The following is a 25,290-nucleotide window of genomic DNA, read 5'->3' on the forward strand; positions in this document are numbered from 1 at the left end:
CATGTTTCGTGTTGCATATCGCTCCACGCTTGATAGCGGCGTCGGAGAAGCAGAAATTGAAAGTATCGTCGCCCGGGCCGCGCAAAAGAACGCGCAGGCCGGCATCGCCGGCGTGTGGCTGCTCGCCGGCCGGCGCATCCTGTCCGCCATCGAGGGGGATCCGCGCGAGGTTCGCGAAGTGGTGGAAAAAATCTGGGACGATCCGCGCCACGACGCCTTCACCCTGCTGGACATGGGCGCCAGTGAGGTCGCCCTGTTCAACGCGCCCTTCCAGCTGATCCGTACTCGAAACGTTGCGGACGATCCGTCCCTTCTGGAGCATCCAGGCGTCCGCTGGCTGTGCGATTTCGCAGGCGGCGCCGACGCGTTCTTCTTCGACGCGTCAGCGCAGTCGCAGTCCGACACCAAAGCTTAAGTTTTGTTAATGTTCACAGGGCCGGTGATCCAACCTTCGCGGCGCCCCGTAAACTGGCATGTTCTATAGACGATAGAACACGGGCGACGTTCGCGCCGTCCTTCAAACCGTGCCAGCTGAATTGGAGCTGACTTCATGCGTTTCACAACCCTTCTCGCTTCCTCCGCGCTCGCCTTCGCCGGCGCCGCCGCACCCGCCCTCGCCGACCACCATGGTGGTTCGGAGCAGTACAGCGAGCCCCAGACGATCGTCGAGATCGCCGCGGGCAACGAGAACTTCTCCACCCTCGTCGCCGCCGTTCAGGCCGCCGGCCTGGCCGAGGCCCTTTCGGGTGAAGGCCCCTTCACCGTGTTCGCGCCGGTCAACGACGCCTTCGCCGCGCTGCCCGCCGGCACCGTCGACTCGCTGCTGATGGAAGAGAACAAGGATCAGCTGACCTCGATCCTCACCTATCACGTGGTGGCCGGCGAGTATCTCGCCGCCGAAACCCCGGCCGGCGAGTACGAGCTGGAAACACTTCAGGGCGAGACCGTCACCGTCGTCGTCGGTGAAGACGGAACCGTCACCGTTGACGGCGCCACCGTGGTCATCGCCGACGTGGACGCCTCCAACGGCGTCATCCACGCCATCGACGCCGTGATCATGCCCGGCATGTAAGACCGATCAAAAGCGCGCCAGGCTCACCTGTCCCGGCGCGCTCCGGTCTTATCGACCCCCGTCGCCCGTCCCCCTGGGCGGCGGGGGTTTTTGTTTTACGGGTGCATAAAATTCTTTTGGCACATATTCCAGACGCTCCCTAACGTCTCCAAAGAGGCGGAGGGAGCATCTCAACGCCTGAACGCTGGGGGTATCAGATCTCGCGACGGCTTGAATCTCCTTGATCGTCTGCTCTCGCTCCTGATCCTAAGCACTCTGTTGCTCCAGAGCCTAAGTCCATAGATTGCAGATATATCCCTTTTTCTGATAATCGCTGTATCTGGAAATTGTCTGAGGTGCGGCCCGATGCGGGCGATCCTACTCCTCGTGATGCTGTTTGGAATGCGTGCGGGCGAACCTACGGGCGACGTGACATGCGCCGTACCGGGCTTTGAGAATCTCATAGACGAGCGCGGGCGCGGCGTCATTTTGGTGGGGGAATTGCACGGCACGCAGGAGGGTCCTGCGGCGATCGAGCGCCTCGCCTGCGCCGCCCGTCAGCGCGGCCTCGACACCGCCGTTCTTTTTGAAACGCCAGGTCAGTTCGATGCGGTTTTGAACGCGGCGCCGACGGACCGCAAGGCGGCCCGTGCGCATTTGTGCGAGACCATGGAGGACTTCTGGGCCTGGTCGCGGGACGGGCGCGGCACAATTGCCATGCTAGAGACCTGGATTGATTTAAGCCAGGCGTCCCTGACAGGGCCGCAGCTCACGCTCGGAGCCCACGATACGAATTGGAACGAAAACGAGCGATCGAGCGGAATCGTCGCACGCAGGGCCGACGCCATGGCGGCCCGCACGCTTGAGGCCTTGTCGCGGCATGACGTGGTGATCGTCAATGTCGGCAAGGCCCATCCGACCCGCATACGAAATCGCATGCTGGATCATCCCCTTTATGACGACCGCCCCGTCACGCGGATCGTGCAGCGGTTTTCCGGCGGCGAGGCCTGGTATTGCTACCTTTCACGATGCGCGGTGCGTCCTGTCCTCACAAGCTATGTCATGGAGGAGGGCGAGCGGGGAGCAATCATGTTCACCGACACGATCACCAATTTTGAAGCGTATATGTTCCTGGGTCAGGCGAGCGCCTCTCCGCCCGTACGAGAAACCGAGATTTGCGGCCCGATCGAACCCTATTGGCATTTTGGCGACGATCGCGGCTAACCCGCCCCCTCGCCGCCGACGCGCTTTACGCCGCTGCGCCGCGCCGGCGGGCGGTGTACGGTGCGCACGTGGGCTTCGATGTGCTCCAGGATCAGCCCGGCCACGTCCTTGCCGCTGGTGGCTTCGATGCCTTCAAGGCCCGGTGAGGAATTCACCTCCAGCACCTTGGGGCCGCTTTCAGAGCGCAGCAGATCCACCCCGGCGACCCCCAGCCCCATGGCGCGGGCGGCGCGTACGGCGGCCTGGCGCTCCTCCTTGGTGATGCGGACCTTCACGGCTTCGCCGCCGCGGTGAAGGTTGGAGCGAAACTCGCCGGCCTGGGCCTGGCGCTTCATGGCGGCGACCACCTTGCCGCCCACCACAAAGCAGCGAATGTCGGCGCCGCCGGCCTCCTTGACGAATTCCTGGACGATGAAGTTCGCGTCCAGGCCGCGGAAGGCGTCGATGACGCTTTCAGCCGCCTTCTTGGTCTCGGCCAGCACCACGCCGCGCCCCTGCGTGCTCTCCAGAAGCTTCACCACCAGAGGCGCGCCGCCCACGTGTTCGATGAGGTTTCCGGTATCCTTGGGCGAGTGGGCGAAGGCGGTGGTGGGCATGCCGATGCCGGCGCGCGCCAGCACCTGGTGGGCGTAAAGCTTGTCGCGGCTGGCGCCGATGGCTTCGGCGGAGTTGAGGATATAGGCGCCGGTGAGCTGGAACTGGCGGATCACCGCCATGCCGTAATTGGTCATGGAGGCGCCGACGCGCGGGATCACCGCGTCATAGCGCGCCAGCTTGCGGCCGTCATAATACACCGCCGGATTCATGGCGTTGATCGCCATGGTGCAGCGCGCCGTATTAACCATCTCGGCCACATGGCCGCGCGCCTCGGCGGCTTCCTTCAGGCGCAGCGAGGAATAATTCTTCGGCTCGCGGGTCAGGATCGCGATGCGCAGCGGGCGCTTCACCGGCTTCTTGGCCGGCACGTTGGCGTAGAGATCATAGCTCAGCTGACCCTGGACGCAGGACTGGGTGGGATTGACCACCATGTCCTCGCGGATGGCGGTGCGGCCCAGCAGCATGCGGTACTGCATGGTCTCGCGATTGGTCAGCGACACCTCGATGGGCCAGTCGCGCTCGCCTATTCGCACCCTCGCCTCGATCACCCAGCGCAGCTCGGTCTCGCCGTTGGAGCTGGTGACCTCGCGCCGGTCCACGGCCGGGGCGGCGCACACCACCTCCACCTCGGGCCGCTCGGGGATCGGGTGCATGACGAAACGGACCTGGGGTTTGCTCTCCGGGCCGAAGGGCTCCACGGCCACCGCATGCAGCGCGCTGGTGCGCGCGCCGGTGTCCACCTTGGCCTTGATGGCCGGCAGGCCGAGGCCTTGAAAGCTCGCCCACTCTTCCCAGCCCAGGACGAAAGGTTCGTCGGTCATTACGTCTCTATCCTCATGCGGCGCCGCGAAGGCCTAGCCTGCGCGGCGCGAAAGGTCCACGGGGGACACGCCCATGGGCGGGCCGTTTCCACTCGGGAAACACAAAGCCTCCACCGCCGCCCCTGTTCAAAACGGCGCTCAGGCCCGATCTTTAACGCGTGAGCCAAGGAGACCGCCATGAGCACCACCGAACGTCCCATCGTGAAGATCACACGCGGCCATCCCGCCAGCGACGGCGCAGGGGTGAAGCTCACCCGGCTTCTGGGGACGCCGGACCTGCGCGTGCTGGACCCGTTCCTGATGCTGGACAAGTTTCATTCAGACCGTCCGGAAGACTATCTCGCCGGCTTTCCGCCGCACCCGCACAGGGGCTTTGAAACCGTGACCTACATGGTCGAGGGCCGCATGCGCCACAAGGACAATAAGGGCCATGAAGGCGTCATCGAGCCCGGCGGCGTGCAGTGGATGACGGCCGCCGGCGGCATCATCCATTCTGAAATGCCAGAGCAGGACAACGGGCTGATGAGCGGCTTTCAGCTCTGGGTGAATCTGCCCCGCGCCGAGAAGATGAAGCCGGCGGCGTATCAGGAGTACGACGCCGCCAGCGTGGCGCAGGACAACCGCCCCGGCGTCGCTGCGAAAATCGTTGCGGGGCGCACCTCCACCGGCGTTGAAGGGCCGGTGACCGGGGTGACCGTGGAGCCGCTCTACGCCGAGCTGGTGATGGAGCCGGGCGCCGTGTTTGAAGAGCCGGTGAGCGACGCGAAGACCGCCTTCGCCGCCGTGCATTCAGGCGCGGTGGAAACCGGCGGCGCACGCTTGGGCGAGGCGATGCTGGGCGTGTTCGGCGCCGGCGACGTGATCCGCGTCACCGCCGGCCCAACAGGCGCCCGCGCGATCCTGGCCGCCGCCAAGCCCATCGGCGAGCCCATCGTTTGGGGCGGTCCCTTCGTGATGACCACCGAGGGCGAAGTGCGCCAGGCCATGCTGGATTATCAGCAGGGCCGCTTTTAGGCCGCGCTCCGCCCGCCTTTTCTTCAGATCAAAACAAAGGAGCGACCCATGGGCTTGCTCATCGACGGCGTCTGGCATGACAAATGGTATGACACCAAATCCACCGGAGGCCGGTTCAAACGTCAGGACAGCGCGTTCCGCAACTGGGTGACCGCCGATGGATCGCCCGGCCCTTCAGGCGAGGGCGGCTTCAAGGCCGAGCCGGGCCGTTATCATCTCTATGTCTCGCTCGCCTGCCCGTGGGCGCACCGCACCCTGGTCTTTCGCCGCCTGAAAGGCCTGGAGGAGATGATCTCCCTGTCGGTGGTGCACTGGCGCATGAAAGAGAACGGCTGGGAATTCCGCGACGGCCCCGGCGTGATCCCCGATCCGCTGCACGGCGCGCACTTCATGCATCAGGTCTACACCGCCGCCAAACCCGACTACACCGGCCGCGTGACGGTGCCGGTTCTGTGGGACAAGGACAAAGGGACGATCGTCTCAAACGAGAGCGCGGACCTCATCCGCATGTTCAACAGCGCTTTCGACGATGTCGGCGCGGCGCCCGGCGACTATTATCCAGAAGCCCTTCGAAGCGAGATCGACGCGGTCAACGCCGACGTCTACGCCCATGTGAACAACGGCGTGTACAAATCCGGCTTCGCGACGTCGCAGGACGTGTACGCGCAGGAGGTCACACAGCTGTTCGACGCGCTGGACCGGCTGGAGCAGCGCCTGAGCGACGGGCGGCGCTATCTGACCGGCGACACGGTCACGGAAGCCGACTGGAGGCTCTACACCACGCTGGTGCGCTTCGATCCCGTCTATCACGGCCATTTCAAATGCAATCTGCGCCGGCTGACCGAGTATCCGGCCTTGTCGGCCTACGCCCGCCGGCTGCAGACCGGGCACGGTGTGGGCGATCTGTTCGATCTGGACCACGCCCGGCGCCACTACTATGAGAGCCATGACATGATCAATCCCAGCGGCGTCGTCCCGCTGGGTCCGGTGGATCACGTCGCGGACGGGCACGGCGAGTAGAGCAAGCGCAAGCGGCGCACGCAAAAAGCGCCGCCCGGTGGCGACCGGCGGCGCGCTGCTGCGCCAGACGATGCTGGATTATCAGCAGGGCCGTTTTTAGGCCTCTATCGCCTGATTATGTGGCACAACGATCCGGCTGACGTGTTGTGAATTCAACGCGCTACGCCGCGCGCGGCCAATCATTGAGGGGACCATGACCAATCGTATTTTGCTCGCCTGCGCCTTCGCCCTGCCGCTCCTGGCCGCCTGCGGCGGTGCGGGAGGGAGCGCGGAAGACACTGCAGACGGTGATGGGACAGAGCGCGCCGCGCCTGAAGGCAGCAGCGCCGCCCCTGCGCCGACGCTCAGCGACGGCCTGCTGGGCGGCCCGCAGACCGTCGAGGCGGGCGGCGCGCCTGCGTTTGCGCGCGCGATCATCCCCCTCACCGCCCGCGGAAACGAGCCGGGCTGGGTGCTGGAGATCGGCGAAGAAACCCTGTCTTTTCAGTATGATTACGGCGAGCAGAGCCTCACCGCCGACAGCTACGCCGTGCGCGAGATGGAGGGCGGCGCCCGCTTCACTACGCCCGGCTCCGCCTCACCGGACGCGGACCTGCGCGTACGGGTGAGCGATGAGCGCTGCCTCGCCGCGTCGGGCATGCCCTATCCCTACGCCGTGGAGGTGCGCCTGGGCGTGCGCAGCTTCACCGGGTGCGGCGGGGATACGCGAGACCTGCTCACCGGAGAGGTCTGGACCGTCACCGCAATCAACGGCGCGCCGATAACCGGCGCCGAGGCCCCGCCCACGCTAAGCTTTACGCAAGGCGAGGTCGGCGGCTCCACCGGGTGCAACACCTACGCCGCCGCCTACACCCTCACCGGTGAGACCATCGATATCCGCCCCGGACGCAGCACGCGCATGGCCTGCGCCGACGCGCTGATGGCGGGCGAGGCGCAGTTCCTCGCCGCGCTGGACGGCGTGACCCGGCTGAGCCTGGAGGGCGACGACTCCCTTGTTCTTGAAGGCGAGGTCCACCGGATCGAGCTTGCACGCGGCGGCTAAGCCCATCGCATGGGACCACGCATGCTAAACGCGCCGCCCGGCGAAGCCGCCGGCGGGGAATAAATGGCGGGGTGCGCGCGGGCGGCCCAAAGGACCAGACGCGGCTAAGGCTCCTGGCGAGGCCAGGCGAAGGCCGGCATGTCCATCATGGACAGCCCGCGCGCGACGGCGTTATCCAGGCTCGGCCCCGGCGGATTATCCCCGCCAGGCGTGAGCCGGACCGAAGGGCGTGGACGGGGTCGATCGAGCCCCGTTTGTCCACGCTCGGGTCCGCCGGCGACGTTTGGTCTTAACACCTCCCTTCCCGCGGCGCAGTCGCTTGGCGGGATGGATCGAGGTCGAGGGCCATCCGTACGAACGCAGCCGGCGCCCGCCCCTTCTGACCGGACCGTGGGAACGCGGCCTAGCGTCCCCGCCCGCTCTTTTGCGCCCGGCGCGACCCGGGACGCTCGAGGCGCCGCCCTCCCCCCGCTCAAAACCCGGACGCCTCCGGACAGCGCCCCCGCCTGCGGGGCGAGGTGGAGGAGTATGCGGGCAAGCGTGAGGGGCGGGGATAAGTTTTGCTTCAGCGCGCCGCAGACCCGTGTCCTGCAGGCGCAAAATCCCGGATACGCGGTTTATCGGGTGTGGTATAATAACACCGTTGCAGGCGACCAGCCCGCAAGACGCGGAGGGCGTCCCACCCTCTTCAAAGGACGATCCCCATGGCCAAAGGCCAACAAAAACAAGGCCGCGAGGCGAAAAAGCCCAAAGCCGAAAAGAACATGAAGAAAAAACACAACGCCTCCGAGCCCTCCCAGAAGACCGGCCAGGTCGGCGGCCTCGAGCACATGCGCAACACCAAGGCCAAAACCAAATAAGCGCCGGATAGACAGCGGCGCGCGCCCGTCTGGGCGGCGCTTAGCGCGCCCTTTAGAGACGCGCACCCATCAAGCCTTTAAAGGACCCGCGAAATATGCGCGGCACGTCCTTTAAAGGCTTTTTGTTTTGGGGGTGGGGTGCGGCTTACAGGCTCGGAGCAAACGCCAAGCCCCTCTCCTACACCCTCATCCTGAGGTGCGAGCCCCGGACTTGATCCGGGGCGAGCCTCGAAGGACCCGCAGGATCAAGCGCGGTGCGTCCTTCGAGGCTTTTTGCTTTGCAAAAAGACTCCTCAGGATGAGGTAGGGTGGGTGCTTGGATGGAGACTGGAAGCTGGGAAGTGGCCGCATAACACTTTCCCTACACCCTCATCCTGAGGTGCGAGCCCGCAGGGCGAGCCTCGAAGGACCCTCAGGATCAAGCGCGGTGCGTCCTTCGAGGCTTTTTGCATCGCAAAAAGACTCCTCAGGATGAGGTAGGTTGGATGTGCGGTCTGGGGCTGTTTGGTGGGGCTGGAAAGCTGGGCTCAAGCCCAATATCCACTCCCCACACCCTCATCCTGAGGTGCGACCCCGGACCTGATCCGGCGGAGCCTCGAAGGACCCGCAGGATCAAGCGCGGTGCGTCCTTCTAGGCTTTTTGCTTTGCAAAAAGACTCCTCAGGATGAGGGAGGGTGGGCGGGTGCAGGCAGGTGCCGGGAGTTGAGGCCTTGCCGCATAACACTTTCCCCACACCCTCATCCTGAGGTGCGAGCCTATGGCGAGCCTCGAAGGACCCGCAGGATCAAGCGCGGTGCGTCCTTCGAGGCTTTTTGCATCGCAAAAAGACTCCTCAGGATGAGGGAGGTTGGGGGTGTTTTACTGGGGCTGGAAGCTGGGAACTGGCCGCAAAAAATCCCCTCCCCCACACCCTCATCCTGAGGTGCGACCCCGGACTTGATCCGGGGGAGCCTTTAAAGGACCCGGCAGTACCAAGCGCCTTCAGCGCGGCTTGCCGCCCCGGCGCTTTGCCAGCGCCTGCACCGAGGTCCAGTCTCCCTTGATCAGCGCCTTTTTCTTGGCGCGCGACCAGCCCTTGATCCGGCGCTCGGCGGCGACGGCGTCGGTGATCAGGGTGAACCATTCGCTGTAGACACACTCCACCGGCAGGCGGCGGCGCGTGTAGTCACCGCCCCGCCCGGCCTGATGATCAGCCACCCGCATTCCCACATCCTCACCGCGATGGGAGCCGACATAATACGACCCGTCCCGGCAGCGCAGGATGTAGATGAACCCCGAATACATGGTTGCAGGATATCCGTATATTCTCCTGTGGAGAAGGCTGTGCATCCGTTAAAGGTTTTTTGCTGACGCAAAATGACTCCTCAGGATCAGGTAGGGTGGGTGCTTGGATGGAGACTGGAAGCTCGCCACCAAACCACCGCACCCGAAACCCTCATCCTGAGGTGCGAGCCCGCAGGGCGAGCCTTTAAAGGACCCGGCAGGATCGAACGCGGTGCGTCCTTCGAGGCTTTTTGCTGACGCAAAAAGACTCCTCAGGATGAGGGAGGTTGGATGTGCGGGCTAAAGGCAAGCGCCAATGCCCTACCCCCTCATCTGTGAGGTGCGAAACCGAAGGGCGAGCCTTTAAAGGACCCGGCACGACGAAGCGCCCCTCACTCCTTCAAATAAATCTCGCTCCCCAGCGCTTTGAACTCCTCCGCCTTCTGCTCCATCCCCTCTTCGGCCTCCGCGCTGAAATTCGGCGCTCTTGCGGTCCCGAACTCGTCGCGGATTTCGCGGGTGATCTGCATGGAGCAGAATTTGGGGCCGCACATGGAGCAGAAATGGGCGGTCTTGTGGGCGTCCTTGGGCAGGGTCTGGTCATGGAAGTCGCGGGCCGTGTCGGGGTCGAGGGAGAGGTTGAACTGGTCTTCCCAGCGGAACTCGAAGCGGGCGCGGGAGAGCGCGTCGTCGCGCAGTTTCGCGGCCGGGTGGCCCTTGGCCAGATCGGCGGCGTGGGCGGCGATCTTGTAGGTGATGACGCCGGTCTTCACGTCGTCGCGGTCGGGCAGGCCCAGATGCTCCTTGGGGGTGACATAGCAGAGCATGGCGCACCCGAACCAGCCGATCATCGCCGCGCCGATGCCTGAGGTGATGTGGTCGTATCCCGGCGCGATGTCGGTGGTGAGGGGCCCGAGCGTGTAGAAGGGCGCCTCGCCGCAGGTCTCCAGCTGTTTGTCCATATTGGCCTTGATCTTGTGCATGGGCACGTGGCCCGGGCCTTCGATCATGACCTGGCAGCCGTGCTTCCACGCCACCTGGGTGAGCTCGCCAAGCGTCTCCAGCTCTGCAAATTGCGCGCGGTCATTGGCGTCGGCCACCGAGCCGGGGCGCAGGCCGTCGCCGAGGCTGAACGTCACGTCATAGGCGCGCATGATCTCGCAGATCTCGTCAAAGCGCTCGTAGAGGAAGCTTTCCTTGTGGTGGGCCAGGCACCATTTCGCCATGATCGAGCCGCCGCGCGAAACGATCCCGGTGACCCGGTCTGCGGTGAGCGGCACGTAAGGCAGGCGCACGCCGGCGTGGATGGTGAAATAGTCCACGCCCTGCTCGGCCTGCTCGATGAGGGTGTCGGCGAAAATCTCCCAGGTGAGGTCTTCAGCGACGCCCCCCACCTTCTCCAGCGCCTGATAGATGGGCACGGTGCCGATGGGGACGGGGGAGTTTCGCAAGATCCATTCGCGGGTGTTGTGGATGTTCTTGCCCGTAGAGAGATCCATCACCGTGTCGGCGCCCCAGCGGATCGCCCAGACCATCTTGTCCACCTCCTCCTCCACCGAGGAGGCGACGGCGGAATTGCCGATATTGGCGTTGATCTTCACCAGGAAATTGCGCCCGATCACCATGGGTTCCAGCTCGCCATGATTGATGTTGGCGGGCAGCACGGCGCGGCCTCGCGCAATCTCGTCGCGGACAAATTCCGGCGTCACGAACTCGGGCAGCTCCGCGCCGAAGCGCTCTCCGTCGGCGTGGCGGATGTGCGCATCGTGGAGCGCCTGGCGGCGGCCGAGATTTTCGCGCTCGGCGGCGTAGATCATCTCGTCGGTGATGATCCCCTTCCGGGCGAACTCCATCTGCGTGACCGGGGCCGAGCCGACGCCGCGCAAAGGCTGGCGGCGCACGGGAAACTCGCGGGCGAGATACTTGCCGGTGGCGTTGCCGTTATCCAGCGGGGTCGGCTCGCGGCCCTCATAGGCCTCGACGCCGCCCCGGGCGCGCACCCAGGCGTCGCGGGCGCGGGAGAGCCCCGCCTCCACATCGATGGTCACGGCCGTGTCGGTGTAGGGCCCAGAACAGTCATAGACGCGCACCGCCGGCTCCAGCGCCGTGGGGTGCAGCTCCACCTCGCGGTGGGGCACGGCCAGGTGCGGCGCCGCGGCCGGGTGCGAATACACCCGCCGCGACCCCGCCAGCGGGCCGGTGGTGACTTCGGGCGTCGGAAACTCGGCCTGGTTGGCGGGCTTGTTCATGGCGGGTCTTTCTGTGTGGCGGGCGAAGGGACGGGCAAGGGGGCCGGGTGCGGGTGCGGGAAAGATCTAGCCCTGGACCGCCCAGCGGACATTCGGGCTCAGCAGGGTGAACTCGCCCTCGGCGGTCTCCTGCACGGTGAAGCGATAGCGGGCGGTGACCGGCCTCTCCTCGGCGCCCTCTTCGGGAATCGACACGAAGGTCAGCGTGCACTCTTGGGCGCGTTCCAGTTCGGCCATCGGCGCGCACGCGGCGGAGCGCTCGGCGTTCACATCGATCTCGGGCAGCATCCAGTAGGCGAGCGCCGTGTCCGGCGCCGGCTCGCCGGTGCGCCAGACCGACGGGACGATATCATCGCTATTGGCGAGCAGCAGCGCGTGGAGGGCGGCGTCGTCCGCGGGAACCCCGCCGGAGAGGTCGTCAGAGGCGGGCGCCGGCGCCGTGTCCGTGGACGGGGCCTGCGCGCCGGACGCGGCGGCGACCTCTGTCTCCTCGGCGGACGGTTCCGAGCCGCAGGCGGCGAGGACGGCGGAGAGCGCCGTAAGGGCCAGAATACGCATGGGGGTCATCGGTCAGTCTCCATCAGCTCCCGGCCGCCCCCTTTGGGGACGGGCCATACGCGGAATGACGGCGGTCATTCCAGACGGATCTGCAGACGGGGACACAGAAGGCGGGCGCGGCGGCCCTCTTTGCTGCTCCATCCCGACGCCGGCATGATCCGGATCCGGTCCTTAAGGGTAAGCTCTCAGCCCCGCAATGACGCGCGGGACACCCCTTGGAACGTGTGTCACGACCATGACGCGGGCGGCGGCGCGATGCAAGGGGGCTATCGTGCGCCGGACGGCCGCAGCGCCCCTTGGAACCGGGCGGTGTGGGGGACGTTTTGTCTGCGTGAAGAGGCCGGCCTGGAGCCGATATCCCTCCCCCTCCCCGATGACGCATCGGGCCGGTCTCTTCCGCTTCATTCCTTAAGCGTCGGACGATTTCACTCTGCGGGCGCCGCCGCGGCCTCCACCGCGCGCATCACGCGCAGGAGATTGCCGCCCCAGATTTTCGCGATGTCGTCTTCGCTATAGCCGCGCTCGATCAATTCAGCGGTGACCGCCGGGGTCTGGCTTGCGTCGTCCCAGCCGCCGACGCCGCCGCCGCCGTCAAAGTCGGACGCGATGCCCACATGGTCGATGCCGGCCACCTGGACGGCGTGGTCGATATGGTCGGCGAGATGCTCGAGCGTGACATCGTACATGGAGGCGCGCAGCGCGCGCAGGCGGTCGTTAAAGGCGTCGCGCACCGCCTGGTCCGCGCCGGCGCGCGCCTCACGGGTCCCCAGCCCCATCTCCTCAGCCAGCGCCTGTTCGGCGGCGGCGAGCTCGGGATCGATTTCGGCGATGTAGCGGCGGAAGGCCACCATCTGGGCGACGCCGCCATTATCGCGGATCGCGCGCAGCTGCTCGTCATCCAGATTGCGCGGATGGTCATAGACGGCGCGGGCGCCCGAATGGCTGGCGATCACCGGCGCGCGAGAGAGCGCGATCGCCTCCAGCATGGTGGTCTTGCCCACATGGGAGACGTCCACCATCACGCCTTCATCGTTTAGCGCGGCCACCAGCTCACGCCCCAGATCGGTGAGGCCCGGATCTTCGGCCGGATCGCCCTGGGCGAGATTGGGATTGGAGCTGCCGCCAAACTGGTTATTGCCAAAGTGCGTGATGGAGACATAGCGCACGCCCCTGTCGGCCCACAGGGCCACATTGGAAATGTCGGTGCCCAGCGGCCAGGAATTCTCCATGCCGATGAGCGCGACGAGCTTTCCGGACGCGTGGATCGCCTCCACCTGATCGGCGGTGACGGCCAGGGCGATCTGATCTGGATAGGCGCGGATCATGCGCAGGATCGCCTCATACTTGTCGTCGGCGATGGCGGCGGCCTCTTCATAGCCCATGGGGCTGATCAGGCCCTGACCCACATAGACGATGAAGAACCCCGCATCGAGCCCGCCCGCGCGCATGGAGGGCAGATCCACCTGGGCGCGGTTGAACACGCCGGGATCAAGCCGGTAGCTGGCGTAGCCCGCATCAATGTCGATATGGGTGTCCATGGTGAGCACCCGGTCATGGAGCGCGGTCGCGTCCACCGGCAGAGCGTCGTCGCCGCGCGGGACCTGGACGGCGGCCTCGGTCACGCGTCCGTCGCGCCCGGGCCTGTCCAGCTCGAGTCCTCCGTTCATCGAGACGCTCTCGCAGCCCGAAACCAGAATTGCGGCCGACGCGGCCATAACCATCATGCGCATGAATTGTCTCCCGATCCGTTGGCGGGAGGCTAGGCGGCGGAGGACGAAAGGGCAAATGGTGCGCGGCGGGGCCTTGCGCATTGCGAAGAACGGCGAGGGTGAGACCGCAGCCGCGTCCTTCGAGGCTTTTGCTGCGCAAAAGACTCCTCAGGATGAGGGTCTATATATGTGTTCCAATTATATAAAATCGCACACACCCCTCTCCTCATCCTGAGGTGCGAGCCGCAGGCGAGCTTCGAAGGACGACAGCGATTTGCGACCGCTCCCCTCACGATCACACCGCCCCCTCGATCCGTGCTGGAAGAAGCCGCAAGAGCGGCTGGCCGACACCGCGCGGGAAAATCCCTTATCAGCCGCCGCTCATGGCTGCAGTGAGCTGATCGGAATTGTTGGTCCACATGCCGCCATTGCCGCCGCCCAGCACGCTTATCGCACTGACGATCACCAGGGCGATCATTCCGGCGATAAGGCCGTACTCAATGGCGGTGGCGCCGCTCTCATCGGCCAGGAAGCGCTTCAGACCCGCGCTCCGGTCAGCCGGTCGCGAAGCTCCGCCGCCAGCGGCCGGTCGGCGGGAAGAAGCGTGTAGCTGGAGAGCTTGTCCGGTCTCACCCATTCGATCTCCTGTCCTTCCTTCGGGTCCACAAACCCGTCCCAGCGCCGGCAGACGAAAAGCGGCATGAGCAGCGCGCGCCCGTCCTCGATAGGCTGCGAGGCGAAGGCGAAAGGCTGAAGGCACTGTTCGCATGGTTCGATTCCCAACTCTTCGCGCAGTTCGCGGATCAGGGCCTGTTCAGGGCTCTCTCCCGCTTCAATCTTGCCGCCTGGAAACTCCCAGAAGCCGGCATGGGCCTTGCCCTCGGGACGCCGCGCGATCAGCACGCGACCGTCCGCGTCAAGCAGGGCGCACGCCGCAACGAGGAGCAGGCGATCAGTAGAGTGTGCCATGAAACAGGGTCCTGTTTGAAGCGAAGCCGCCGGTCAGGGTGAAGGAAACGCTAACGCCTAGGGCGTCTCGTCCCCGTCATCGCCGTCATCGCCCCCATCTTCCTCTCCGGCCTCACCGCCGCCCGCCTGGGCGTCAACCGGGGCGTCGGGCTCGCCGGGTTCAGATCCCGCCTCCGCGTCACTTTCCGCGACCAGCTCCGCAGCCGGGGCGCGAAGGCCGGCGGGGGCGGCGCCCGCGGTGATGGTCACCGGATAGGTCTCGCGAATGTCCGCCAGCAGCGTATCGATCCCCTGCAGGGTCAGAAACCGCACGATGCTGGGCCGCATGGTTTCAAGGCCGGGGCGCGGCTGGCTGCGCCGGTCGGTGACGGTGACCACGTGCCAGCCATATTCGGTCTCGAACGGCGCGCTGACCCCGCCCACCGGCGTGGCGAAGGCGATTCGGGCGAAAGCCGGCAGGATGCCCTCGCGAGTGAAATAGCCCAGATCCCCGCCTTCAAAGCGCGTGGCCGGATCCTGGCTGACGCTTGCGGCCAGCTGGGCGAAATCGGTCCCTTCAGCCAGCAGCCGCGCGACCTCTTCGGCCTCCTCGCGGTCGCTCACCAGAATATGGCGCGCTCGTATCTCCTCGGCCGGCGGAGCCAGGCGCGATTGCTCCTCATAGACGCGCGCAATCGCCTCTTCCGACACGGCGTCGGAGACCGCCTGCTCCACCAGCACATTGCCCAGAATGCGCTCTTCGGCGGCGGCCAGGCGCCGGCGCGCCTCGGGCTCGTCCTGCAGATCGCGGCGCGCGGCCTCCAGCGCCAGAAGCCGCTGATCGATGAGCTCGTCCAGCGCCTCGCGGAAAACAGGATCGGCAGGCGTCAACGCGTCGGCGTCGTCCACCAGCTCGCGCACCGCGGCTTCGCGCCGCACGTCGGCGAAGGTGATCGAGGTGCCGCCCACACGCGCCGCGACGCGGGCGCCGGGCGGGGCGTCGGCCTCCAGAAAGCGCAGCCCGGACGGCGCGGGCGCATCGGCCTGAGCGCCGCTCCCGGCGCCGGGATCGCGCTCGCCGCAGGCGCCGAGAACCATCAGGCTTGCAAGGGCGAACGCCACGGTCGACAGGCGGGCTTGATTGACAGTCAAACAGGGCCTCCTTAAGTCACGAGCATCATTGTCGCGCGTGGGGGTTAAGGCCCCCTTCGCGCTCGCGCCGCCAGGCCAGGCGCCAGGGCGGCGCGCCGGTTTCTTCATTGTGCGCCCGCCAAGGCTGATACGTCATGCTGAACATCGCCCGCAAGCTCTTCGGATCCTCCAACGACCGCATCGTCAAGCGAATGCGCCCCACCGTGGAGCGCATCAATGCGCTGGAGCCGGAGTTTGAAGCCCTCGACGACGCGCAGCTCACGGCCAAGACCGCCGAGTTCCGCCAGCGCCTGGAGGGCGGCGAGACCCTGGACAAGCTTCTGCCCGAAGCCTTCGCGGCGGTGCGCGAAGCGGCCAAGCGCGCGCTGGGCCAGCGCCATTACGATGTCCAGCTCATGGGCGGCATCGTGCTGCACGAAGGCAATATCGCCGAAATGAAGACCGGCGAAGGCAAGACGCTGGTCTCCACGCTGGCGGCCTATCTCAACGCGCTTCCGGGCAAGGGCGTGCATATCGTCACGGTGAACGACTACCTGGCCAAGCGCGACTCTGACTGGATGGGCCGGGTGTTCGCCAAGCTTGGCATGACCACCGGCGTGATCATGCACGGCCTGTTCGACGACCAGCGCCGCGCCGCCTACGCCTGCGACATCACGTACGGCACCAATAACGAGCTCGGCTTCGACTATCTGCGCGACAACATGAAGTACTCGCTGGGCGAGATGACCCAGTTCGGCGGCCGGCCCCAGGAAAAGGCGACCCACCACTACGCCATCGTCGACGAGGTGGACTCCATCCTGGTGGATGAGGCGCGCACGCCGCTGATCATTTCCGGGCGCACCGAAGACCGCACCGATTTCTACAAGACCATCGACGCGATCATTCCGCTTTTGAACGAGGACGATTACGTCGTCGACGAGAAGTCGCGCTCGGTCACCTTCACCGAAGACGGCAACGAGCATATCGAGGCGCTGCTCAAAGAGCGCGAGCTGATCGAGAACGGCGATCTGTACGATGTGGAGAACATCTCCGTCGTCCACCACCTCAATCAGGGCCTGAAAGCCCACAAGGTCTTCAACAGGGACAAGGACTATATCGTCCGCGAGGACAAGGTCGTCCTGATTGATGAATTCACCGGGCGCATGATGCCGGGCCGGCGCCTGTCGGACGGCCTGCACCAGGCCATCGAGGCCAAGGAAGGCGTCGAAGTCCAGCCGGAAAACCAGACGCTGGCCTCCATCACCTTCCAGAATTACTTCCGCCTTTATGACAAGCTGGCGGGCATGACCGGCACCGCGGCCACCGAGGCCGAGGAATTCGCCGGCATTTACGGCCTCGGCGTCATGGAGATCCCCACCAACAGGCCGGTGGCGCGCATCGACGAAGAAGACGAGCTCTACCGCACGATGGACGAGAAAAACGACGCCATCGTCGCCGCGATCGAGGCCGCCAACGCCAAGAACCAGCCGATCCTCGTGGGCACGGTCTCCATCGAGCGCTCTGAAACCCTCTCCGAGGTGCTCAAGAAGAAGAAGATCCCCCACCAGGTGCTCAACGCCCGCTATCACGAGCAGGAGGCCGGGATCATCGCCCAGGCCGGCGTGCCGGGCTCGGTGACCATCGCCACCAACATGGCCGGGCGCGGCACCGACATTCAGCTGGGCGGCAACGTGGATTTCCGCGTCAACGCCTGGCTGGACGCGCAGAGGGAGGCCGGCAAGGAGCCCACCGAGGCGGAAATCGCCGCCGAGCGCGAAACAATCGCCGCCGACGTGGCCGACAAGAAGCAGAAGGCGCTCGACGCCGGCGGCCTCTTCGTCATCGGCACCGAGCGCCATGAAAGCCGCCGGATCGACAACCAGCTGCGCGGCCGTTCAGGCCGTCAGGGCGATCCGGGCCGTTCAGCCTTCTTCCTGTCGGTGGAGGACGATCTGTTGCGCATCTTCGCGCCGGAGCGTCTGGACACCATCATGCGCACGCTGGGCATGAAGCCCGGCGAGGCGATCCAGCACTCCTGGATGACGAAAGCGGTGGAGACCAGCCAGAAGAAGGTCGAACAGCGCAATTTCGACATCCGCAAGAATATCCTGAAATACGACGACGTGATGAACGATCAGCGCAAGGCGATCTTCGAGCAGCGTATCGATTTCATGACGTCCGAAGACGTCTCCGACGTGATCAAGGACATGCGCGCCGACGCGGTGGAAAGCCTGGTGGAGCGCCATATCCCGCCCAAGGCCTATGCCGACCAGTGGGATGTGGAGGGCCTGGACGAGGCGGTGAAGAAGTATTTCGCCCTCGAGCTTCCGGTGAAGGACTGGGCCGCAGAGGAAGGCATCGCCGACGAGGAGATCAAGGAGCGCCTGCAAAAGACGGTCGACGAGGCCTACGCGGAGAAGGCCGCCGATATCGGTCCGGAGCTGATGCGCCGCATCGAGAAGCAGCTCCTCTTGCAGACCATCGACACCAACTGGCGCGACCATCTGCAACAGCTGGACGCGCTGCGCTCTGTGGTGGGCCTGCGCGGCTACGCCCAGCGTGACCCCTTGAACGAGTTCAAGACCGAGGCCTTCGCGCTGTTTGAACACCTGCTGGACGAGCTCAGGTTTGAAACCACGCGCACCCTGTTCAACATGCGCCTGGCGCCCAGCCGCGCCGCCCCGGCCATGCCCGAACCGCCCAGGGACATGCAGGCGCGCCATATCGATCCGGTGACCGGACGCAACGAAATGGCCGGCGATCCGAACGCCCCGGTCTCCGGGCGCACCGCCTCGGCCATGGCAACCCGCCAGGCCACCGCCGACGTCAGCCCCGACGATCCCACCACCTGGGGCCGCGTCCAGCGCAACGCCCCCTGCCCCTGCGGCTCCGGCAAGAAATACAAGCATTGCCACGGCGCGGTGGACGCGGCTTAAAGCGAGACAGGGGCCGGGCGGGGGATCCGCCGGGGTGTCAGCTCCGGCCGGCGTGGGCGAGGACCGCGTCCACAAGGCCGTCGGTTTCACCGCAATCGTTCGGATTCCAGAACCGGATCACCGACCAGCCCTGCGCCTGCAGCCACCGGGTTCTGCGCTCGTCATAGGCCTGTGTGACCGGGTCGGCGTGTCCCGATCCGTCCAGCTCAATGATCAACCAGACCTCCGGGCACGCGAAATCGGCGATGAACCGGCCCACCGGATGCTGACGCCGAAACTTCAGCCCACCCGGCCGCTGGCGCAGAGCCGCCCAGACGATGCGCTCTGACCGCGTCGCGTCCCGCCGGAGCCGGCGCGCTTTGGCGATGGGTTTGCGCTGAGCCATGAGGTCTTCATAGCGTTCATTCCCGTAATGGGCGAGTCTTTCGACGAGCGCACCCTCTCACCTTGACGTTCGGCCGTTCAATCGATCCCCCGGATCGATCTCGGCGGCCTCACCCCCCATGTCCATGGGGGAGAGGAGGCGCAGACGCTGTGGTCTGATCCGCCAGGGCGGCGCGGCGCTGATACGTGGAATGGCGTTCCAATCTTTCCCCAACGCCGCCGTCCCCCTCTCCCCGCCCCGAGGGGAGAGGGTAAGGGTGAGGGGTGGGCGCGGCGTTGCGCAGTACGAAGCGCTTTCTCCGGCCATGCTTGCGGTTTTCTGCGGGCGCACCCCCTCACCTTACCTCTCCCCCCATGTCCATGGGGGAGAGGGGGCGGAAAGGCTGCGGTTTGATCCGCCAGGATCGTGCTGACGCCAGGCGCGACGTTCCAGACCTTTCCCGCAACGCCGCCGTCCCCCTCTCTCCTCCCCGAGGGGAGAGGGTAAGGGTGAGGGGTGAGGGGTGAGCGCTGCGTTGCGCTTTTGCGGTAAAGCGCTCACAACAAGGGCCATGACCGACCTCGTCCTCCGCGCTGCGCGGCCCGAACATGCCGACGCGTTGAATCAGCTGATCCTGCGGTCGAAGGCCCATTGGGGTTATGACGCGGAGATGCTGAACATCATGGCGCGGGTGCTTCAGCTGGATCCCGACGCCATGATTGCGGGGCGCGCCATGGCCGGATGGCGCCGCGAGGAGCCGCTGGGCGTGGCGCAGATTTCTGAACCCCTGAACGATGCAAAGGGCCGGGTGATGGATCTGGACCTGCTCTTCATCGGGCCCGAGGCCATCGGGACCGGGCTGGGGCGCATCCTTTATGAGTGGGCGGTTCACCAGGCGCGGGCGGCCGACTGCGAGCGCCTGGTGATCCTGTCTGATCCCAACGCCGCCGCCTTCTACATCGCCATGGGCGCGGTGCTGGTGGAGGAGCGGGCGAGCAAGCTGGTGCCCGGCCGCATGCTGCCCGTTCTGGAGCACCGCCTCGGCTGAGTTATCCGCCCCCCGCAAAGCGCCTGCTATTTTAGCGGCTGAGCCTGCGCGACATCGATCGCCGGGCCTCAGTCCCAAAAATAGCGGAGCCGGCGATGAAACATCTGATCGTATGCTGTGACGGCACCTGGCAGACCCTGCGCCAGAAGACGCCCACCAATATCGCCCTGCTGGCCATGTATCTCAGCGGCGCCAACACGGCCGCCGACTCTGCACGCGGCGCCCACCAGATCGTCTATTACGACAGCGGGGTCGGGGCGGCGTTCGACGCCGACGACGATAATTTCATGGACGGGGTGAAGGACAAGCTCACCCGCATGCTCGGCGGCGCCATCGGCGACGGGCTGGAGGAGAAGATCTTCGACGCCTATCGCTTTCTGGCGTGCAATTACGAGCCCGGCGACAAGATCTATGTCTTCGGGTTTTCCCGCGGCGCTTTCACGGCGCGCTCGCTGTGCGGGCTGATCTACGCCTCGGGCCTTGTCAGCCGCAACCGGCTGGACTGGATTGATGAAGCCTATGAGATGTACCGCTCTGAAGCGGTGAAGCCGGACGACAAGGAAGCGCGCGATTTTCGCGCCTCCCATGGCGCGCGCGTGCCGGTGGAGATGCTGGGCTGCTTTGACACGGTGGGCATGAACGGCATGCCGAACCTGTTTGATAATCTGCCGTTTGACCGCTTCTTCAATCGCTCGCACGGGTTTCACGACTGCAAGATCAACCACACCGTCAAGCGCGCCCGCCACGCCTGCGCCCTGGACGAGGACCGCAAGCTGTTTCCGCTGACCGCCATGCGGCCCTCGGGCAAGGCGCCGGACGATCAGGTGGTGGAGATGTGGTTTCCCGGCCACCATGGAGGGGTCGGCGGCGGCGAGCGCGAGGCCCGCCCCTTCGCCGATGCGGCGCTGTTGTGGATGGTGCGCGAGGCTGAAGCGGCAGGCCTGACCTTCAACCCCGACCTCGCCGACATCGCCCGGCCCAATCCGCTGGCCGCGATGCCCAGGCCCAAAGGCCTGCAGAGGCCCGGAAATCGAAGCCGCACCCTGCCCAAGCCGGTGGCGAAAGTGCGCCTGCACCAGAGCGTCAAGGCGCGCTATTTCGCCATGCAGGACTGGCGCCCCGAGAGCCTGGCGCCGCTTTTTCAGGCGCTGGACGAGGAGCGCGACACCTGGCTGGAGGCGTCAATCTCGCCCGACCTGCGCAAGGCGGCGGGCTGAGGCGCAAGGGGCGCCCTCGCCCTTCCCCTCTGTCGTCACCCCGTGCGCTTCGTGCGCATCAGGAACAGCGCCGCGGCGGCCGCGCAGAACAGCGACGCCATGATGAAGGGCGCGCCGGGAAAGTTCAGCTGCGAGCCCCCGCCCGCAAAGGCGAAGAAGAGCTGCGTGTATAGAAGCGGACTGACGATGAGCACCACGCCGCCCAGCGCCGCCAGCCCGCCCTGCAACTCGCCTTGCGCGTCCTCTGAGACCCGCTCGGTCATCACCTTTTGAAGGGCCGGGCCCTCCATGCCGGTGATCAGCGCGAAGCTTAAAAACACATAGACCCAGAAGCCGGTGGGGGCGAAGGCCATGCCCAGAAGCGCGAACGCCTCGATGGACAGCGCGATCCAGATCGCGCGCCGCTCGCCGATGCGCTTGAGCAGGAAGGGCGTCACCACCGCCTGGGACAGGACGAAGATGACGCCGAACACCGCCAGGGAAATCCCGATCTGGGCTTCGCTCCAGGAAAATTTGGCGATCGCCACATAGGCCCAAACCGCCGGATAGACAAAGCCGGAGAGCTGGGAGAACAGATAGACCAGCGCCAGCACGCCGACGCCTTCAGCCTTGCGCAGGCGGGCCAGCGTGCCGAACGGGTTGGCGCGCTTCCACGAAAACGCGCGGCGGCGTTCGAGTTTCAGGCTTTCAGGCACCACGAACCAGCCATAGAGCGCGTTGGCGCCGGCGAGCGCCGCGGCCGCAAAGAAGGGCGCGCGCGGGCTCAGCTCACCCAGAAGCCCGCCCAGCGCCGGGCCGAACACGAAGCCCGCCCCCATGGCCGCGCCAAGCATGGCGTACTGGTTTGACCGTTTTTCCGGCGGATGCACGTCGGCGATATAGGCGTTGGCGGTGGAGTGGGTCGCCGCAAAAATACCCGACAGAAGCCGCGCGGCGAAGAAGACATAGAGCGCGTGCGCCAGGCCCATGATCAGAAAATCGAGCGCCAGCGCGGTGAGCGAAAGCAGCAGGACCGGCCGGCGCCCGAACCTGTCCGACAGCCCCCCGATCACCGGCGAGCAGAAGAACTGCGCCAGGGCGAAAACGAAGGTCGCGATCCCGCCCCAGCGCGCGGCTTCGGCGACGCCCTCGCCGGTGAGCGCCATGAGGAGCGCAGGCAGCACCGGCATGATCAGCGCGAACGCCAGCGCGTCGATCAGAACCGTGGCGGTGACGAAGATCGTCGCCGCCGGGCGCGCGGCTTTCACAGGCAGGGAGGGCGGAGCGTCGGTCATGGCCGAGCGTGTACGCCCGCCCTGTGACGCCTGCAAGCGCGGCGGCGGTCAGAGGCATGCGGTGAGGACGCGAGGGGGCGCCTAGTCCTGCTGCTCGCGCCATCTCGCGATGAGGTCGATCTCGTAGCCGGCGAGCCGGCCGGCGACCGCCTCGCTTATATCAACGCCCGGATCGGCGCCCAGCGCGTCAAGATCGGCGCGGTCGGCGGCGGCGTAGTCCATGTCGCGCGCCACCCGGCCCATCGACAGGCGCGCCATGGAGATCGCCATGCCGTCGGCATAGGCGCGCGCGTCGGCGCGCCTGCCTTCGGGCAGGTCGTCCAGCTGCTCCAACGCGCTCAGATAGCTCGGCCAGCTTTCAGCGATGGCGGTGAGATCGGCCGACGCCTCGGCGGTGACGGGCGCGGCGCCGGCGCGGGAATGACGAGCGAAATACGCCGCCAGATCGGCGGTCCCCGCGTCGTATGCCGTACGCCAGGCGTGGACGCTCTGGGCCGCCACTGGCCTCCCGTCGCCATCCACAATCACCGGGGTCGGCGTGCCGTAGACGGCGTCCACGCCGAAGCGCGCCAGCTGATCCAGATTGCGATCGCGCTCGCCGATATCGACGAAGACGATCTCATAGGTCTCGTCCATGAAGGCGGCGAGCGCCGGGTCCTCGCTTAAATGGGCGGCGAGGCCGCGGCTGTCATGGCACCAGTCGGCGCCAAAGACCACAAGCGCCGGCGCGCCGCGCATCCGCGCCGCCGCAAGCGCGGCGTCGATCCCGGCGCCTGCGTCGGCGGCGGGGTCATAAACCGCCCCCGGCCGGTCATCGGCGCGGGCCGGCGCGGCAAGGAGCAGGAGCGCCGCCGCCGCGCCAATGAGCGTGCCAAGCTCCTCCATCACCCCTCGCCGCCCTCCACCAGCATTTCCTCGAGGAACTCAGCTTCGCGGCGGTAGTAGAAGAGCTGGTTTTCCAGCTTGCGCCAGCCATGGCCCTCGTCGGGGATGCGGATGAAATCGGCGCGTACGCCGTTTTCGCGCAGGGTCTCAACCATCACCTCGGTCTCGTAGATGTCGATGCGCGGATCCATCACCCCGTGGGAATACAGCACCGGAACTGCGATTCTGTCAGCCTGCCGGATCGGCGAATTCTCGGTATAGAAGTCGCGCCAGCGCTGCTGCGTGATGTCGCCGTATTCAATGCGGTCGGAGGCCTTCAGGCCCGGCGAGGCCACCTCCAGGGCGGTGACCCAGTCGGCGACGCCGAACAGGGATACGCCGGCGTCGAAGGCGCCGGGATAGGCCGCCAGCACCGCGTTGACCATGTAGCCGCCATAGGAGCCGCCACGCACCGCCGCGCGCGAGGCGTCGATGCGCGGGTCGTCTTCAAAGTACTCCAGCATGTCGACGAGATCGCGCACCGAATCCAGGCGCCGTTCCTGGTCGTCCAGGGTAACATAGGCGCGCCCGAATCCGGTGGAACCGCGCACATTGGGCTGGAACACCGCGATCCCGCGATCCAGCAGATACTGCATGGACGGGTTCCAGGTCGCCATGGACTGGGCCGTAGGGCCGCCATGGACGTCGAACACCACCGGAGCGGGGCCGTCGCCAGCGCGCGAGCTCTCATCGGGGATGTACAAAAGGCCCTGCAGCTCCACCCCGTCGCGGGCGGTGATGCGGATGCTTTCCGGGCGGATGAGGCGGTCCGGGTCAAGCCCGGCGAGATTGGCGTCGAACACCTTCGTCGTCGTGCCGGTGGCGAGATCGAGCGTGTACACCTCGCCCGGCGTCGCCCAGCCGTTCACGCCGATGGCCATGCGGTCGGTGTCGGCGCCGCAGGAGAGGCCGTACACCCCTTCTGGCAGGTCCGGCGCAGCCACCGCTTCGCCGGTGGAAAGATCGCGGATATTCAGCTTGTAGAAGCCGTCCCGGTTGACCGTCCAGGCGAGGTAGCCGCCATCGGCCCCGCAAAGCTCCAGCGACGCGATGTCGGCCTCCGCCTCCACCACGACCCGGCTTTCACCGCTTTCAAGGTCATAAAATTCCAGCGCCGCAAACTCGCGTCCGCGATTGGTGGCGTAATAAAAGCCGGACCCGTCATGCGCCCACTCAAACCCGGCGCCGGAATGATTGGCCCGCGGGTCCGGGCTCGACACGGTGGACAGCGCCGCCGTTTCGAGATCGAGCAGGTAGAGATTGTCGCTGTCCTCGCCCACGGTTTCAGCCACCAGCGCATAGCGCGCGTCCGGGCTCACCGAGCGGGCGAAATACCCGAACGTCCCTTCATAGACGAGGGAGGTCTCGCCGGAGAGATCGGCGCGCCAGATATCGAAATCGAGCCCGTTGCGCTCGGTGGAGGAGAAGACGAAGTCGCCGCCGTCGGCAAAGTCGCCGAACACCCTGAAGCCGCCCTCGGCGGCGGGCAGGACGACGGACTCTTCTGTGCCGTCCAGGCTGATGCGGAAGAAGGCAGGCTGTTCATCGCCGTCATTATCGGCGCCGTAAAGCAGGCCCGACCTGCCCGGAAGCCAGCGATAGAAGGTGACGCCCGAGCCGAAGGTGAGGCGCTTTGGCTGACCGCCCAGCGCCGGCATGACCCAGAGCTGGGGCTCGCCGGTGATCGACCAGGAGAACGCGATCGTCTGGCCGTCCGGCGACAGCGACGCGCCGCGGGCGCCGGACGCAAGAAGATAGCGCGCGATGTCGGCCGGATCTTCGCCGGCCGTGCCCACCCGCACCGCTTCGCTTGTCGGCTCGATGGCCTCGATGTCCAGATTGGCGCCGCCCTGGCCGCCGAAACTGCTGGTGGTGTCGCTGTCCTGCGCGAGCACCGAACCGCCAAACACGCAAAGCCCGAAGCCCGCCAGCAGGCTCGCCGTCATCAAGATGCGCTTCATCGCCGTATCCTTCCCATCTCGCAGAGACCGGAAGTCTAATGCGGCCGCCCCGGTTCGAACAGGGCGGCCGCAAACCGA

At 66.1% G+C, this 25,290-nt stretch carries 21 protein-coding genes, 1 pseudogene and 1 riboswitch; of the genes and pseudogenes, 10 read left to right on the top strand and 12 right to left on the bottom strand.

Going from position 1 to position 25,290, the window contains the following annotated elements; all coding sequences use genetic code 11:
• Position 1: 1 nt before the first annotated feature.
• The 3 genes from ACWCOP_RS10440 to ACWCOP_RS10450 all read left to right on the top strand — a co-directional run bounded on the left by ACWCOP_RS10440 (position 2) and on the right by ACWCOP_RS10450 (position 2,275).
• Positions 2-415 carry a BLUF domain-containing protein gene (locus ACWCOP_RS10440; RefSeq protein WP_478248223.1) on the top strand — a complete coding sequence of 138 codons (414 nt, stop codon included), beginning with the start codon at positions 2-4 and terminating at the stop codon, positions 413-415.
• 135 nt (positions 416-550) lie between these two features.
• A complete protein-coding gene (locus ACWCOP_RS10445) occupies positions 551-1,072 on the top strand; it encodes a fasciclin domain-containing protein (RefSeq protein WP_478248224.1) in 522 nt (173 codons plus the stop codon).
• 345 nt (positions 1,073-1,417) lie between these two features.
• A complete protein-coding gene (locus ACWCOP_RS10450; RefSeq protein WP_478248225.1) occupies positions 1,418-2,275 on the top strand; it encodes a hypothetical protein in 858 nt (285 codons plus the stop codon).
• Here ACWCOP_RS10450 and rimK read toward each other — a convergent pair.
• Positions 2,272-3,693: a 30S ribosomal protein S6--L-glutamate ligase gene (rimK, locus tag ACWCOP_RS10455; protein ID WP_478248226.1), complete on the bottom strand. Its 1,422-nt coding sequence runs from the start codon at positions 3,691-3,693 to the stop codon at positions 2,272-2,274. The two genes, ACWCOP_RS10450 and rimK, sit on opposite strands and share 4 nt — an antisense overlap.
• A 177-nt stretch (positions 3,694-3,870) precedes the next feature.
• Between rimK and ACWCOP_RS10460 the strand changes: the two genes are divergently transcribed.
• The 4 genes from ACWCOP_RS10460 (at position 3,871) to ACWCOP_RS10475 (ending at position 7,629) form a co-directional block, all read left to right on the top strand.
• Positions 3,871-4,707 (top strand): pirin family protein, encoded by an 837-nt coding sequence (locus tag ACWCOP_RS10460; protein WP_478248227.1) that lies wholly within the window; start codon positions 3,871-3,873, stop codon positions 4,705-4,707.
• Between the two features lie 48 nt (positions 4,708-4,755).
• Entirely contained in the window at positions 4,756-5,727 is a 972-nt protein-coding gene (locus ACWCOP_RS10465) for a glutathione S-transferase family protein (RefSeq protein ID WP_478248228.1), read from the top strand.
• A gap of 193 nt (positions 5,728-5,920) precedes the next feature.
• On the top strand, positions 5,921-6,769 hold the full coding sequence (locus ACWCOP_RS10470; RefSeq protein WP_478248229.1) for an META domain-containing protein: 849 nt from the start codon (positions 5,921-5,923) through the stop codon (positions 6,767-6,769).
• 704 nt (positions 6,770-7,473) lie between these two features.
• The gene (locus ACWCOP_RS10475) at positions 7,474-7,629 is read left to right on the top strand and encodes a hypothetical protein (RefSeq protein WP_478248230.1); all 156 of its coding nucleotides are present in this window, start codon (positions 7,474-7,476) and stop codon (positions 7,627-7,629) included.
• 982 nt (positions 7,630-8,611) lie between these two features.
• Here ACWCOP_RS10475 and ACWCOP_RS10480 read toward each other — a convergent pair.
• The 7 genes and pseudogenes from ACWCOP_RS10480 to ACWCOP_RS10510 all read right to left on the bottom strand — a co-directional run bounded on the left by ACWCOP_RS10480 (position 8,612) and on the right by ACWCOP_RS10510 (position 15,509).
• The gene (locus tag ACWCOP_RS10480; protein WP_478248231.1) at positions 8,612-8,914 is read right to left on the bottom strand and encodes a GIY-YIG nuclease family protein; all 303 of its coding nucleotides are present in this window, start codon (positions 8,912-8,914) and stop codon (positions 8,612-8,614) included.
• A 371-nt stretch (positions 8,915-9,285) separates the two neighbouring features.
• Positions 9,286-11,142: a phosphomethylpyrimidine synthase ThiC gene (gene thiC / locus ACWCOP_RS10485; protein ID WP_478248232.1), complete on the bottom strand. Its 1,857-nt coding sequence runs from the start codon at positions 11,140-11,142 to the stop codon at positions 9,286-9,288.
• A gap of 66 nt (positions 11,143-11,208) precedes the next feature.
• Positions 11,209-11,709, bottom strand: coding sequence for a hypothetical protein (locus tag ACWCOP_RS10490; protein ID WP_478248233.1), 501 nt, complete (start codon positions 11,707-11,709; stop codon positions 11,209-11,211).
• A gap of 114 nt (positions 11,710-11,823) precedes the next feature.
• A riboswitch (TPP riboswitch) is annotated at positions 11,824-11,926 on the bottom strand.
• A 199-nt stretch (positions 11,927-12,125) separates the two neighbouring features.
• A complete protein-coding gene (locus ACWCOP_RS10495; protein WP_478248234.1) occupies positions 12,126-13,430 on the bottom strand; it encodes a dipeptidase in 1,305 nt (434 codons plus the stop codon).
• 457 nt (positions 13,431-13,887) lie between these two features.
• Positions 13,888-13,950, bottom strand: a pseudogene (locus ACWCOP_RS10500) (Flp family type IVb pilin); the annotation flags it as partial.
• Positions 13,947-14,378, bottom strand: a complete 432-nt coding sequence (locus ACWCOP_RS10505) for a (deoxy)nucleoside triphosphate pyrophosphohydrolase (protein WP_478248235.1) — start codon at positions 14,376-14,378, stop codon at positions 13,947-13,949. The pseudogene ACWCOP_RS10500 and the gene ACWCOP_RS10505, both read right to left, overlap by 4 nt.
• A gap of 57 nt (positions 14,379-14,435) precedes the next feature.
• A complete protein-coding gene (locus tag ACWCOP_RS10510; RefSeq protein ID WP_478248236.1) occupies positions 14,436-15,509 on the bottom strand; it encodes a peptidylprolyl isomerase in 1,074 nt (357 codons plus the stop codon).
• Between the two features lie 134 nt (positions 15,510-15,643).
• Between ACWCOP_RS10510 and secA the strand changes: the two genes are divergently transcribed.
• Positions 15,644-18,424: a preprotein translocase subunit SecA gene (gene secA / locus ACWCOP_RS10515; protein ID WP_478248237.1), complete on the top strand. Its 2,781-nt coding sequence runs from the start codon at positions 15,644-15,646 to the stop codon at positions 18,422-18,424.
• Positions 18,425-18,461: 37 nt separating this feature from the next.
• Here secA and ACWCOP_RS10520 read toward each other — a convergent pair whose 3' ends face one another.
• Complete coding sequence (locus tag ACWCOP_RS10520) at positions 18,462-18,809, bottom strand: endonuclease domain-containing protein (RefSeq protein ID WP_478248238.1); 348 nt, start codon at positions 18,807-18,809, stop codon at positions 18,462-18,464.
• Between the two features lie 550 nt (positions 18,810-19,359).
• Here ACWCOP_RS10520 and ACWCOP_RS10525 point away from each other — a divergent pair.
• Positions 19,360-19,836 carry a GNAT family N-acetyltransferase gene (locus tag ACWCOP_RS10525; RefSeq protein ID WP_478248239.1) on the top strand — a complete coding sequence of 159 codons (477 nt, stop codon included), beginning with the start codon at positions 19,360-19,362 and terminating at the stop codon, positions 19,834-19,836.
• Positions 19,837-19,931: 95 nt separating this feature from the next.
• Positions 19,932-21,053, top strand: a complete 1,122-nt coding sequence (locus ACWCOP_RS10530) for a DUF2235 domain-containing protein (protein WP_478248240.1) — start codon at positions 19,932-19,934, stop codon at positions 21,051-21,053.
• A gap of 35 nt (positions 21,054-21,088) precedes the next feature.
• Here the strand turns inward: ACWCOP_RS10530 and ACWCOP_RS10535 are convergent, their stop codons facing one another.
• The 3 genes from ACWCOP_RS10535 to ACWCOP_RS10545 all read right to left on the bottom strand — a co-directional run bounded on the left by ACWCOP_RS10535 (position 21,089) and on the right by ACWCOP_RS10545 (position 25,212).
• Positions 21,089-22,327 carry an MFS transporter gene (locus tag ACWCOP_RS10535; protein ID WP_478248241.1) on the bottom strand — a complete coding sequence of 413 codons (1,239 nt, stop codon included), beginning with the start codon at positions 22,325-22,327 and terminating at the stop codon, positions 21,089-21,091.
• Positions 22,328-22,408: 81 nt separating this feature from the next.
• Positions 22,409-23,212 carry a thioredoxin family protein gene (locus ACWCOP_RS10540; protein WP_478250679.1) on the bottom strand — a complete coding sequence of 268 codons (804 nt, stop codon included), beginning with the start codon at positions 23,210-23,212 and terminating at the stop codon, positions 22,409-22,411.
• Positions 23,212-25,212 (bottom strand): S9 family peptidase, encoded by a 2,001-nt coding sequence (locus ACWCOP_RS10545; protein WP_478248242.1) that lies wholly within the window; start codon positions 25,210-25,212, stop codon positions 23,212-23,214. Before ACWCOP_RS10545 ends, ACWCOP_RS10540 begins: the two co-directional genes overlap by 1 nt.
• Positions 25,213-25,290 lie beyond the last annotated feature (78 nt).

This window comes from Apolloniradiicaulis salifontis (assembly GCF_053756655.1).

What these genes read in the sequence shown, in the direction of transcription:
- ACWCOP_RS10540 (WP_478250679.1), bottom strand. Translation starts at nt 23,212, where the DNA reads ATGGAGGAGCTTGGCACGCTCATTGGCGCGGCGGCGGCGCTCCTGCTC.
- ACWCOP_RS10495 (WP_478248234.1), bottom strand. Translation starts at nt 13,430, where the DNA reads ATGCGCATGATGGTTATGGCCGCGTCGGCCGCAATTCTGGTTTCGGGC.
- ACWCOP_RS10530 (WP_478248240.1), top strand. Translation starts at nt 19,932, where the DNA reads ATGAAACATCTGATCGTATGCTGTGACGGCACCTGGCAGACCCTGCGC.
- ACWCOP_RS10440 (WP_478248223.1), top strand. Translation starts at nt 2, where the DNA reads ATGTTTCGTGTTGCATATCGCTCCACGCTTGATAGCGGCGTCGGAGAA.
- ACWCOP_RS10545 (WP_478248242.1), bottom strand. Translation starts at nt 25,212, where the DNA reads ATGAAGCGCATCTTGATGACGGCGAGCCTGCTGGCGGGCTTCGGGCTT.
- ACWCOP_RS10470 (WP_478248229.1), top strand. Translation starts at nt 5,921, where the DNA reads ATGACCAATCGTATTTTGCTCGCCTGCGCCTTCGCCCTGCCGCTCCTG.
- thiC (WP_478248232.1), bottom strand. Translation starts at nt 11,142, where the DNA reads ATGAACAAGCCCGCCAACCAGGCCGAGTTTCCGACGCCCGAAGTCACC.
- ACWCOP_RS10475 (WP_478248230.1), top strand. Translation starts at nt 7,474, where the DNA reads ATGGCCAAAGGCCAACAAAAACAAGGCCGCGAGGCGAAAAAGCCCAAA.
- ACWCOP_RS10490 (WP_478248233.1), bottom strand. Translation starts at nt 11,709, where the DNA reads ATGACCCCCATGCGTATTCTGGCCCTTACGGCGCTCTCCGCCGTCCTC.
- ACWCOP_RS10465 (WP_478248228.1), top strand. Translation starts at nt 4,756, where the DNA reads ATGGGCTTGCTCATCGACGGCGTCTGGCATGACAAATGGTATGACACC.
- ACWCOP_RS10520 (WP_478248238.1), bottom strand. Translation starts at nt 18,809, where the DNA reads ATGGCTCAGCGCAAACCCATCGCCAAAGCGCGCCGGCTCCGGCGGGAC.
- ACWCOP_RS10445 (WP_478248224.1), top strand. Translation starts at nt 551, where the DNA reads ATGCGTTTCACAACCCTTCTCGCTTCCTCCGCGCTCGCCTTCGCCGGC.
- ACWCOP_RS10450 (WP_478248225.1), top strand. Translation starts at nt 1,418, where the DNA reads ATGCGGGCGATCCTACTCCTCGTGATGCTGTTTGGAATGCGTGCGGGC.
- ACWCOP_RS10535 (WP_478248241.1), bottom strand. Translation starts at nt 22,327, where the DNA reads ATGACCGACGCTCCGCCCTCCCTGCCTGTGAAAGCCGCGCGCCCGGCG.
- secA (WP_478248237.1), top strand. Translation starts at nt 15,644, where the DNA reads ATGCTGAACATCGCCCGCAAGCTCTTCGGATCCTCCAACGACCGCATC.
- rimK (WP_478248226.1), bottom strand. Translation starts at nt 3,693, where the DNA reads ATGACCGACGAACCTTTCGTCCTGGGCTGGGAAGAGTGGGCGAGCTTT.
- ACWCOP_RS10460 (WP_478248227.1), top strand. Translation starts at nt 3,871, where the DNA reads ATGAGCACCACCGAACGTCCCATCGTGAAGATCACACGCGGCCATCCC.
- ACWCOP_RS10480 (WP_478248231.1), bottom strand. Translation starts at nt 8,914, where the DNA reads ATGTATTCGGGGTTCATCTACATCCTGCGCTGCCGGGACGGGTCGTAT.
- ACWCOP_RS10525 (WP_478248239.1), top strand. Translation starts at nt 19,360, where the DNA reads ATGACCGACCTCGTCCTCCGCGCTGCGCGGCCCGAACATGCCGACGCG.
- ACWCOP_RS10505 (WP_478248235.1), bottom strand. Translation starts at nt 14,378, where the DNA reads ATGGCACACTCTACTGATCGCCTGCTCCTCGTTGCGGCGTGCGCCCTG.